Source organism: Acinetobacter variabilis, from assembly GCF_000369625.1.
Lineage (GTDB): Bacteria > Pseudomonadota > Gammaproteobacteria > Pseudomonadales > Moraxellaceae > Acinetobacter > Acinetobacter variabilis.
The window spans coordinates 1-11,377 of sequence record NZ_KB850117.1; the positions used below are offsets into that span (position 1 = coordinate 1).

The following is an 11,377-nucleotide window of genomic DNA, read 5'->3' on the forward strand; positions in this document are numbered from 1 at the left end:
TTGCTGTGATTGCAGCCCAATTCGATGGATAATCTTTTTCAGATTCAATCAATAATTGAACCGCTCTTTCTCTGATTTCAGGGGTATATTTTAATATTGTCATCGGGATACTACGCTTCGCTACGTCTTTCGAAGCAATGCTTCTCATCTCAAGAAAAGTGGTCTCCGACAAACCCGGTACGGTTCAATATGATCAACCTAAATATTACGCTGCAAATATTGATGGTAAGCTGGGTATTGGTTATTGGGAAAAGGATCCAAATACTGTACTGCAAAAAAACATTGAAAGAATATGAAAATATGCTTCATCAATCATATGTTAGCCAAGAGGATCGTATTTCCATTAATGCACAATAGAAGAAGTTAAGTGTGAGTGTGCATACTTTAATGATGTTGCCTCTAATACTATTGAGAAACTGATTGATCAAAGTATTTCAAATTAAGAAATAAATAATTTTATATTTAGCTCTGATGGGATAACCATCAGGGTATTTTTTTGTCATTAAAATCTAATTTGAGACATCATTATGAATGATTTTTTTCTAGAAACGAATCGAAGCATCAAAATCAATGACATTGAAGTTCGTCAGATACAGATGAAAGACTTCGATACTTGGGCAATCCCTGCTGAGCCGTTAAAGAACTTCATTAAAGACCAAAATCATTCAAATGAAATTTTGAGAGGGTTATTCAAAGCTCATAGTGTACAGGTCATTTCGACCATGGCATGTGTTACTGATCTGAACAATGAATCACTAGTAGAATTTGCTGCTGATAAACAGGGATTTAAAGAGCTACTTAGTGAAGTCATGAAAATGAATTACGGTACATTTCAAAACTACGTTATCGCTTGAACTGAGGATAAGAAAGCTTGTTTGAATCGATATATTTCATCCGCAGATTATGCGCGAATGCTAAGAAATCTGGAGTTCGAATATTAACCAAAAAGAAGATCATTTTTTGATTTATGCGAGAGATCTATTCTATTTTTATATTTATAAGGCTAAACTTGCCTTCAATTTAATACTGGTATGTACCACTTAACTTTAGGGCGTGTCTTCAATATTAAATGTATTTAAAAATACTGTTTGCATGTTCGCCTAAACGATGATTTTCCATTATTAGATAATGATCTAGCTCAGGAATAGTGATGATGACCATAATTACCAATGATTTAGGTCATGGTATGGGCAATGCCTGGGAAAATAAAGACTGGGCACATATTTCTGATCCAGAATTACAAAGCCTGCAGCAGCACTATTCCTGTTTACAAGGTCATTTTGAGATTTTGTGGTATAGTCCCCGGCCATTTTCATCTGCGGCTCTGGTCAAGGTGGAGCAGGATTTTGTGATCAGGGATGAAGCAGTCGCGCATCAGTATTTGATTAAGCGCAGCCATTGTTCCTTTCGTCGTGCCCGCGATATTTTACAGGAGCATGCTGTTCTTCAGCATTTAGCTAGCAAAGAAATTCCTGTTGCAGCATTGATTAGCTCAAATCAAGGTCTGACTGCTTTAGAGCTAGGTGACTGGACCTATGAAGTCTATGCAAAAGCAGCCGGCTTAGATCTGTATGCAGATCAGCAATCCTGGAAACCTTTTTTCTATGCTGAACATGCTGCGAAAGCTGGGCAATTGCTGGCAAAGTTACATATGGCCATGCAGGATTTTCCTGAGCAGCAAGGCCGATCAGCATCTTATTTAGTGTCCAATCAGCAACTTTTAGACAGTGAAAATATCGTTACAGCCATTCAACGGCGCATTGTAAACAGTCCAGAATTAAGCCGTTACTTTGCCGACAAAAATTTGGATCCTTACTTTTTAGATCAAATCTTACAGGTTCACCAGCGTATTCAGCCTGTATTGCAACAAGCAAGCAGAATTTGGACCCATAACGATTTACACGCTTCTAATCTATTTTGGTCATCGCCAGATGCCAAAGCTGAGATTACTGCCGTAATTGATTTTGGTTTATCTGACCGAAATTCGGCACTTTATGATCTGGCTGTGACGATTGAACGTAATTTCATTGATTGGTTGGAATTAAAGCAGAACCCACATATTCCGATTGATGAAGCCGGTTTAACCGCTTTTCTCCATGCTTATTTTTCCCAAATACATCCACAAGAAGATTTTAGTATTTTGCCAGAACTGCTGAAAATCGTGCATCTGGATTTCGCTTTTTCAGAGCTGGAGTATTTTGTGGGTATTACCCACAACCTCAACCATGCAGATGCGGCTTATTACGACTGGATTATCGGTCATGTAGACTGGTTCATTGGCGAACAAGGCCAACAATTTACCCAGACTTTAACTCGGCTCATTCAAGATGAATTGCAAGCTTCTCAATGCTCTCTAAACCCAGCATCATCACCCACTTCACAGACATAAGGTTTCGTATGAACACTCGTCAACTCAAACAGAATGTATTAACCCGATCTTTAAAAATGATCATTCTGTCACCGCTGTGTTTAGCCCCGCTGACTTATGCTGAAGACGATGTTCAACAGCTTGACACGATTGTGATCAAAGCCGATCAAAGCATGCCTTACTCAAGTGCCAAAGTGAATATTGAAGGTTTGGGTACGGACAGTCTTCAAAAAATACCTGCATCGGTCTCTATCTTGACTGCAGATCTCATTGCTGAACAACACGCGCGTGTGCTGAGCGATGTTGTAAAAAATGATGCAGCCATCGGTGAGGGCTATGCTGCAATTGGCTATTATCCAAACTTTGTCTCGCGTGGCTTTGCACTCGATTTGGCATCAAGCTACCTCATTAATGGCAATGTGATTCGTGGTGAACAAAATGTTGCACTTGAAAACAAAGAACGTGTGGAAATTTTAAAAGGCATTTCCGCGATTCAAAGTGGTATGTCGACCCCGGGTGGTGTGGTCAATTATGTCACCAAGCGACCTAAAGATATCCAGGCCCTGACATTCTCTGCTGACCAACATGGACAGTTTTCAGTGGCAACTGATCTCGGTGGTTTTTGGGGTGATGAGCAACAATTCGGATATCGCATCAATCTGGTGAATGAACAGATGGATTCTTATGTCGATCATGTGGAGGGTGAACGCTATTTAGCGGCATTGGCCTTAGATTGGAAGATGTCAGCGCAATCCAAAGTAGAACTTGATCTAGAAGCACAGCGTTCCGAACAAAAATCAGTGCCAGGTTATCAATTACTGGATGGCAAAGTCCCAGAAAATGTGAAATGGGATCGATTGCTGGGTTATCAGACTTGGGGCAAACCGGTCACGATCGATAGTCTGAATAGCAGTTTAAAATATAGTTATGCTTTGAATGATGACTGGAACTTGGGACTCGTTGCCGCCCACAGTAAATCCAGAGTTGATGACTATTCAAGCTTTGCTTATGGTTATTATCGGGAAGGCTGTCTAGAAGCGTATTCCTGTAACACGTTTGGTAAAGCTGGCGAGTATGATATTTACGACTATCAAAATCCAGATGACACTTTTAAAACCAACCAATTTAAAGTCAAATTGGATGGGGTGATTGCTACCAATTGGGCGCAACATTATCTAAATTTTGATATTACACAAACCAATAAATCACGTGATCGTTTCGGTGATGTCTATGAATGGATTGGTGTAGGTAATATTTATACAGAAACTACTGATGTTGAGCCAACAACTGTTGATGTTGGACAAAAGTATCAAGCGCTTAAAAGTAAACAAACCGCATTCACAGCCTTAGATCGTATTGAATGGAATGAACATTGGACCACTTTGATTGGCGGAAAATGGATCAAGCTGGATGAACAAGCATATGATGCAGATCGGGTAAAAGTCCGCGATACCGATTTAGCTAAATTTTTACCGCAATTCGCAATCAGCTATAGCCCCTTGGAATCGACTACCGTCTATGCCTCGTATGCCAAAGGCTTGTCAGATGGAAAAACAGCGCCTTGGTTTGCAGCGAATGCTGCTGAAACTCTAGCGCCGATCTATTCAGAGCAATATGAAGTTGGTTTCAAACAACAGATCAAGCAGTTTTTATTGACTGCCTCGCTATTTGATTTACGCCAAGACAACCAATATAGCAAGCCGATTTCAGGACTTCGCTATTTTGTTGCGGAAGGCGAACAACATAGTCAGGGTCTGGAGCTCGGACTGAATGGTGCATTAACCGATCATCTGGCCTTAACTTCATCTTTAGCCTTGATCAAAGCCCGTTTAGAAAATGTGGAAGCGGTTGAATATGGCCATCATCAAGCGCAAAACGTGCCAAAAGTTCGTTTCGCAACGCATCTTCGCTATAACGTACCGAGCATTGTAGGTTTCACTGTTCTGGCAGGTGGTCAATACAGTTCCAGCAAATATGCCAATAAAGAGGGCACTGCGAAAGTCGCGGGTTATAGTGTGGTTGATTTAGGCGCTGCTTATCAATTTAAGCTGAATACGACCGATGCATTGCTGCGCTTGAATATTAATAATCTGTTCAACAAAAAATACTGGCGTGATGCAGGTGAATTTTTGGGTGATGATTATTTATTCTTGGGTTCGCCGCGTACAGCAACCTTGTCATTCAATCTGAACTTCTAAATTGGCTGCTTAATCAGGTTATATTGCTATGGAAAATATAGAAATTGCAGCGTTCATTTTAAACGTTTTAGGTGTCTGGCTGACCTCCAAACAATATAAAGTCTGCTGGTTGGTGAATATTGTCGCTGTATTTTTATATATGATTATTTTTTATCGTGTCAATTTATTTGCAGACGCAGCATTACAAGCCGTATTTATCTTGATGCAACTGTATGGCTGGTATAGCTGGTCGAAGAAAAATCATGATCAGGCTATCACCGTGCAGATTGGCTATTTGAATAAAAAAATCTGGGTATATAGTCTGATTGTGGGTATTGTCGCCGGTCTGGCAATTGGCGCCTTATTTGCTCATTTCACCACAGCATCACTCCCTTGGTTGGATTCCATGTTGGCCTCTTTTAGCTTGGTGGCAAGTTATTGGGCAGCCAAAAAATATATTGAAAGCTGGGGATTATGGTGTGTTCTAGATGTAATTTATGTCGGTATGTACACCCATAAATCATTGTATTTAACAGCTGTACTCTATTTTCTCTTTATTCTTCTTGCACTAAATGGCTGGAGGATGTGGCGAAATCTTCATAGAGTGACATTATCTTGAAATGACACTATTGCAAATAGAAATTTGAGGTGATGCTCTTTCCTTTAAAAAAAAGTGTTTATAGACTAAAAACTTTATTTGAATTGGCCGCAGCTTGAAGATGTTGCTGATATTTTGTGAAAGCTAGCTACCATACATTCAAAGCGAACCGAAGTTCGCTTTTATTTCACTTCTTAAAAGAACCCGGCTGGTTTGGTCGAATAGCTGACTAGCAAGTTTTTAGTCTGCTGATAATGATCCAGCATCATTCTGTGATTCTCACGCCCAATCCCTGATTTTTTATAACCACCGAAAGCCGCATGGGCAGGGTAGATGTGATAACAGTTGGTCCAGACCCGGCCGGCCTGAATAGCACGGCCTGCACGGTAAGAGGTATGCGCTGAGCGTGACCAGACACCGGCACCGAGTCCATAAATCGTATCATTGGCGATCTTGATCGCATCATCGAAGTCTTTGAAGGTGGTCACAGCCAGTACAGGCCCGAAGATTTCTTCCTGGAAGGTTTTCATGTCATTGGTGCCTTTAAAGATGGTCGGTTCAATATAGAAACCTTGACCCACTTCATGACGTGCTTCACCACCGGTCAGGATCTGTGCGCCTTCTTCACGGCCAGTGGCAATACAACCCAGAATCTTGTCCTGCTGTTCCTGTGAGGCTTGCGCACCAATCATGGTGTCGGTATCTAACGGATGACCAGTCTTAATCCGTTGCACCCGCTCTACTGCACGCGCCAGAAATTCATCGGCAATACTTTCCTGTACCAAGGCACGGGAAGGACAGGTACAGATTTCACCCTGGTTCAGGGCAAACATGGCAAAGCCTTCCAGAGCTTTGTCCAGATAATCGTCTTCCTGATCCATAATGTCGGCAAAGAACAAGTTTGGTGATTTACCGCCAAGTTCCAGCGTTACCGGAATAATATTTTCAGTTGCATACTGCATTATCATTTGGCCGACGGCAGTCGAGCCGGTAAAGGCAATCTTGGCAATACGGGGATTGGTCGCCAGTGGACGGCCGACTTCGACCCCGTAGCCATTGACGATGTTCAACACGCCCGGCGGCAAAATGTCCTGAATCAGTTCAGCTAGCACCAGAATACTGACCGGAGTCTGTTCTGCAGGTTTCAGCACAATACAGTTGCCTGCAGCCAAGGCTGGCGCGAGTTTCCAGGCGGCCATCAGAATCGGGAAGTTCCAGGGAATGATTTGTCCGACTACACCAAGCGGTTCATGGAAATGGTAGGCGATAGTATCTTCATCAATTTCGGAAATGCCACCTTCCTGAGCCCGGATACAGCCGGCAAAATAACGGAAATGGTCAATGGCCAGTGGAATATCGGCAGCCAGCGTTTCACGGATCGGTTTTCCATTGTCCCAGGTTTCTGCTACAGCCAACATTTCCAGATTTTGTTCCAGACGGTCGGCAATTTTCAACAGAATATTGGAGCGGGTGGTCGGCGATGCTCTGTTCCATTGTTCTTTGGCTTTGTGCGCTGCATCCAGGGCCAATTCAATGTCTTCTACAGAAGAACGCGGTACTTTGGTAAAGACTTTGCCATCTACTGGAGAGAGATTGTCAAAGTATTCGCCTTTGACCGGAGCGACCCATTCGCCGCCAATGAAATTATCGTATTGTGCTTTAAATTGAATTTTTGAACCAGGTTGATTGGGATCGATGTAACGCATATTTATTTCCTTTGCTTATTTTCGTATGGCAAAACCGCTTCTACAGCTTTGGTATAAGGTACTTCTGCACCTTATTTGATTAATATAAATGAGGTAAGGTTGGAAAAAGGTTGGAGCTAGCATGTTCACGATCTTTTCATCTATTTTAAAAGAATAACGATTACAGCGGATGTAAATCATGAATTGTTGTGAGAATAAGGAATGATGACAAAACAAGATTTGGCGCAAAAAAGGCACAATATCGATCAGCTTCGGCAAAGTAGCAGTTTATCTCCCCTGCATGCAGAACAGCTGGGACAGAGTATTGCCAGCTCTTGGCAGCGCTCATCCTCGGCTGAAATCCCTAAGAATCGTTTAGCAGCACCACTGACAGATATAAAAAAGACCACTTCTTCTTTAACTTTAGCCTATGCTCTACACCATTGTGCACAAGACTTGAAACATATTGCAGAGCAGTCATCGATGGTGTTGGCAGTCGGTGATATAGGCAGCACTATCATCTGGACAGCGTCCAGCCCGCAAATGCAAAGTGCCGCAGAAAGTGTACATTTTATTGAAGGTGGACAATGGCGCGAAGAGCTAGTCGGAACCAATGCATTGGCATTATCCTTAAAAACTCAACAATCCAGCTGTGTCTTTTCCAGTGAACATTACATGTCCTCCATTCATGATTGGGTTTGTTACGCTGCTCCGATTATTGATCCCTATTCAAAACAGGTCTTAGGTGTCATTGATCTGTCAACTACCTGGCCAAAGCATAACAGTTTAGCACTACTAGCTGCGGAGCGCTGTGCTACGATCATCCAGTCGGCTCTACTAGAATGCCAGAAGCAGCGCCTGTTTATTCGGGCTTTTTCAGTACCTCAAGTGCTGTTTAATGGCAAGGTGCTAGTTCTGACCCCTCGACAGATTGAAATTCTAGCCATTCTGGCCTTATGTCCGCAGGGCCTGAGTCTAGATACCTTGCATCAGGCCTTATATGGCGAACGCAAGGTCAGTATAGGGACTTTAAAAGCAGAAATGTCACAGTTACGCGATGTACTAGGTGGTATGCTAGGTTCCAGACCCTATCGTTTATTGGCGGATGTAGAGGCTGACTTTTTAATGATGGAGCAATCCCTAGATGCTGGATATATTGATTCAGCCTTGAAATTATGTACCGGCGTATTTCTGGCTAGAACAGAAAGTCCATTTCTATGCGCTTGGAGAGATTGTCTGGAATCACGCCTGAGCGATGCCATTTTCAAGGCTAATGAAACCGATGTCCTGCTGAAACATGTGGCACATTTTCCTGAAGCGATTGATGCTATAGAACGCCTGATTGAACTGATGCCCAAAATCCATCCCGTTCATCAGACTCTGTTAAAATATAAAAATCTTTAAAGCTGATGTAACTGTCGGTACAAAGCTAAACAGTTAAAATAGGAAAATTCTGGAATATTAAGTATTATCCTTGCTTACTGTGGGTTTACTTATTGATTTAGACTGAACCTGATCCTAAAATTTTTATCAGTGGCTACCCAGTTTGCCTAGCTGCTTGATGGGATGCTCTTCATTAAAATCAGCTACGCTCACCTTCATGTCATTTGAAGGACGCGCAGTTTATTCCTCAGGGATCAAATATAATCGTAAGATAATACGCTATGAAATTTTATTTGTGGCTGAAACGGGCTAAAAAAATCTTGGCATTTTTCTACCATGGGATTAATGTCGATAATTATAATGAAAGGGGCTTGATAAAAAAGAAACACCCCCCGTTTTTATCCTCTTATGAAGGCAAAAGGATCAGCCAGGAACAGGAAAATGCATGTCTGCTCTTGGCACACTTCCTCAGAAAGTGAAACAGGGGCTGTTAAAAATGTAAGTCAGATGATTGGAAAGAAGACTTACATTGAGGCACTACATCGCCGCTTTAAAAATATCTACCACTTGGGCATGGCTGGCTTTACGTGGATTGGTCAGCATGCAGGCATCTTTTTGTGCATTTTCCGCCATGATGGCCAAGTCAGCTTCTTTTACATTCAATTCCGTCAGCCCAGATGGAATACCAATTGAAGCCGAAAGCTGACGAATGGCGCCAATCGCTTCATAAGCTGCTTCAGTTACGGTTAAGCCTTCTGTATTCACCCCCATCAATTGGGCAATTTTGGCATAACGTTCAGGACAAGCAATCAGGTTAAATTCACAAACATGGGGGAGCAGAATTGCATTACAAACACCATGCGGCAAGTTGTAGAAGCCTCCGAGCTGATGTGCCATCGCATGCACATATCCTAAAGAGGCGTTGTTAAAGGCCATTCCGGCAAGATATTGGGCATAGCTCATGGCATCCCGTGCTTCCAGATTATCCCCATTCGCCACTGCCGGGCTAAGCCATTCGCTGATCATGGTAATCGCCTTTTCTGCACAGGCATCAGTGATTGGGTTTGCTGCTGTAGACACATAGGCTTCTACTGCATGCGTCAAGGCATCCATACCTGTTGCCGCAGTCAGCCCTGCAGGTTTGGCCAACATAAGTTTAGGGTCATCAATCGCAATGAGTGGTGTACAACGCCAATCTACAATCGCCATTTTCACATGGGTATCGGTATTGGTAATGATACAGAAACGTGTCATCTCCGAAGCTGTCCCTGCTGTAGTATTGATTGCAATCAGTGGTGTCATCGGGACGGTACTTTTATCAATCCCTTCATAATCACGGATATGTCCGCCACCTGCAGTGACTAGGCCAATGCCTTTGGCACAGTCATGTGATGAACCCCCACCTAACGATACAATAAAATCACAGGCATTTTCATTATAAGCTGTAACTCCATGATGCACGTTAATATCAGTTGGATTGGGTTCCGCGCCTGGGAAAATATAACTGTCAACACCCGCCTCTTTCAAATAGTTTGCAATATCATCTGCAACACCAAATTTAAACAGCCCCGCATCAGTTACAATCAGCGCTTTCTTGGCACCTAAATTTTGTGCTTTTATCCCGATTTCTTTAGCACAGCCCGGACCAAAAAGTGAAACACAGGGAATATAAAAACCGTTAGTTTGATCTGAAATATTTTTAAAAGCCATGGTGTGATTCCTTCTACCATTCATTGATTATTTTATCGGTGACCCTCACCGTAATATGAGTATTGGATGAAGTTAAAAAGAATCCTACCTACCAAATACCTACCAATTTAAGTTTTTGATTCTAGCCAAAATAATGAATCTGAAATATTTAAAAGTAGGTTGGCAAGGTTTAGCAGATACTGAGTAGATTGGTTCAATAGAGGGCATGTAAGTAGCGCACTAGGCTGTTTGCTACTTTCTGATTTTAAATAAATACTAAAGTGCTTTATTCATTTTTAAGATAAAGATAAACAGTACAGGGCTTAGAAATATCCATAGAGCCACAAAGCTGATACTGGAGCTAAACCGGGTCCGTAATAAAACCATTGCAACGAATAAGAAAATACCTGCTGCGAATTTAGTGTACGTAGGAAAATTCGCTAAAAAAGCGTACCGAGATTTTCGGGTTTTTAGAATCTGCTTTGCACTTACAGTATAAAAGGCAAAGCAGCTTAGCCAAAGCAGACCGATCACTGCAATCCATATCATGTTGATGATTCCTGTTGCGTAACTTTTAGTTTGGCGTGAATTTTATTGACCGCCTTTTGATGAATAGGGGTAATTTTCTGGTGTAACAATAGGGCGAGAAGTGCCAAGGGCCATAACATCAGGTCAATACGCAAAAAAAGGCCAATAAGTCGCAAAAGAATCAACATATTACTGGGAAACTAAATAATAAATATCAATCAGGGGAAGGACTTTGTTGCACAAAGGTTTGAAAGACAATGCTGCCCTAATTGAGCTAAATTCAAGTGACAACTTGGGTATTAGGGCGATCTAATTCTGTGAATTTATTTAAAACTGCTACACGTGCATGAATCTCATCCACCTGACTAGCAAAACTCCTTGCTGTTAATTTATCGCCTAATAATTTGATGCAATGCATTTTGGTTTCCACTAAACTTCGATGATGATAACCAGACCATTTTTTCCAAAGTGACCGACCTAGCCGTTTGACTGATTTTAATAATTCATTCCTCTCTAAAGATCTCAATTTCTTATGAAGCGCTTCCTGACAGGCCGATCACCTTGTACCTTAGGCAGTCATGAAATACCATGCCGCTGCAAGCAGCGGTGTAACGACGAGCGTGTCAGATAAGGAATACTCGGCTGCAATGTATAAGGGCAATCGTCTAGCGGCAACAAAGTGCGTTTTCGAAAAGCAACAATTGCCGCCTCATTTTCAGGCGATAACACGCTTGAGCGAGGATTCTTTGGCCCGGTTGTAAGATCATCTACTGAAGTAAGTTTCTTCCATTTTGCGACAGTCTTTTGATTGATGCCGTAACGCTTGGCTAGCGTTATTAAGCTCTCTTAACTATTTTGTATTGCTCGACGCACTGTCTGTGTCGTTGTGGCGCTGTTGTGTAGAACTTGTCCCATAGTGCTGCATCTTTCCATTTCTCTGAGAATATTA

Annotated in this window: 8 protein-coding genes and 4 pseudogenes; 5 read left to right on the forward strand and 7 right to left on the reverse strand. The window is 42.1% G+C overall.

Going from position 1 to position 11,377, the window contains the following annotated elements; translation table 11 throughout:
- Nucleotides 1–103: pseudogene (locus tag F897_RS18230) on the reverse strand (adenylosuccinate lyase); the annotation flags it as partial.
- Nucleotides 104–527: 424 nt separating this feature from the next.
- Here F897_RS18230 and F897_RS15965 point away from each other — a divergent pair.
- From F897_RS15965 to pnuC, 4 genes are all read left to right on the forward strand, one after another.
- A complete protein-coding gene (locus F897_RS15965; RefSeq protein WP_004779940.1) occupies nucleotides 528–854 on the forward strand; it encodes a hypothetical protein in 327 nt (108 codons plus the stop codon).
- A 299-nt stretch (nucleotides 855–1,153) separates the two neighbouring features.
- Nucleotides 1,154–2,389: a phosphotransferase enzyme family protein gene (locus tag F897_RS15970; protein WP_171065479.1), complete on the forward strand. Its 1,236-nt coding sequence runs from the start codon at nucleotides 1,154–1,156 to the stop codon at nucleotides 2,387–2,389.
- Nucleotides 2,390–2,397: 8 nt separating this feature from the next.
- Nucleotides 2,398–4,566, forward strand: a complete 2,169-nt coding sequence (locus tag F897_RS15975; RefSeq protein WP_005237550.1) for a TonB-dependent siderophore receptor — start codon at nucleotides 2,398–2,400, stop codon at nucleotides 4,564–4,566.
- Nucleotides 4,567–4,594: 28 nt separating this feature from the next.
- Entirely contained in the window at nucleotides 4,595–5,164 is a 570-nt protein-coding gene (pnuC, locus tag F897_RS15980; RefSeq protein ID WP_005237551.1) for a nicotinamide riboside transporter PnuC, read from the forward strand.
- Between the two features lie 173 nt (nucleotides 5,165–5,337).
- Here pnuC and exaC read toward each other — a convergent pair whose 3' ends face one another.
- Nucleotides 5,338–6,849, reverse strand: coding sequence for an acetaldehyde dehydrogenase ExaC (exaC, locus tag F897_RS15985; RefSeq protein WP_004779936.1), 1,512 nt, complete (start codon nucleotides 6,847–6,849; stop codon nucleotides 5,338–5,340).
- Between the two features lie 201 nt (nucleotides 6,850–7,050).
- On the opposite strand from exaC, the gene F897_RS15990 reads away from it, so the two are divergent.
- Nucleotides 7,051–8,232, forward strand: coding sequence for a hypothetical protein (locus F897_RS15990; protein WP_004779935.1), 1,182 nt, complete (start codon nucleotides 7,051–7,053; stop codon nucleotides 8,230–8,232).
- 516 nt (nucleotides 8,233–8,748) lie between these two features.
- Here the strand turns inward: F897_RS15990 and mdh are convergent.
- The 5 genes and pseudogenes from mdh to F897_RS17285 form a co-directional block, all read right to left on the reverse strand.
- Entirely contained in the window at nucleotides 8,749–9,921 is a 1,173-nt protein-coding gene (gene mdh / locus F897_RS16000) for an iron-dependent methanol dehydrogenase (RefSeq protein ID WP_004647793.1), read from the reverse strand.
- Between the two features lie 255 nt (nucleotides 9,922–10,176).
- Nucleotides 10,177–10,449 (reverse strand): hypothetical protein, encoded by a 273-nt coding sequence (locus F897_RS18140; RefSeq protein ID WP_004779934.1) that lies wholly within the window; start codon nucleotides 10,447–10,449, stop codon nucleotides 10,177–10,179.
- Nucleotides 10,446–10,659, reverse strand: a pseudogene (locus tag F897_RS18145) (PepSY-associated TM helix domain-containing protein); the annotation flags it as partial. The gene F897_RS18140 and the pseudogene F897_RS18145, both read right to left, overlap by 4 nt.
- Nucleotides 10,660–10,708: 49 nt before the next feature.
- Nucleotides 10,709–10,957, reverse strand: a pseudogene (locus tag F897_RS17280) (IS5/IS1182 family transposase); the annotation flags it as partial.
- A 50-nt stretch (nucleotides 10,958–11,007) separates the two neighbouring features.
- A pseudogene (locus F897_RS17285) lies at nucleotides 11,008–11,343 on the reverse strand (IS481 family transposase); the annotation flags it as partial.
- Between the last annotated feature and the right edge of the window lie 34 nt (nucleotides 11,344–11,377).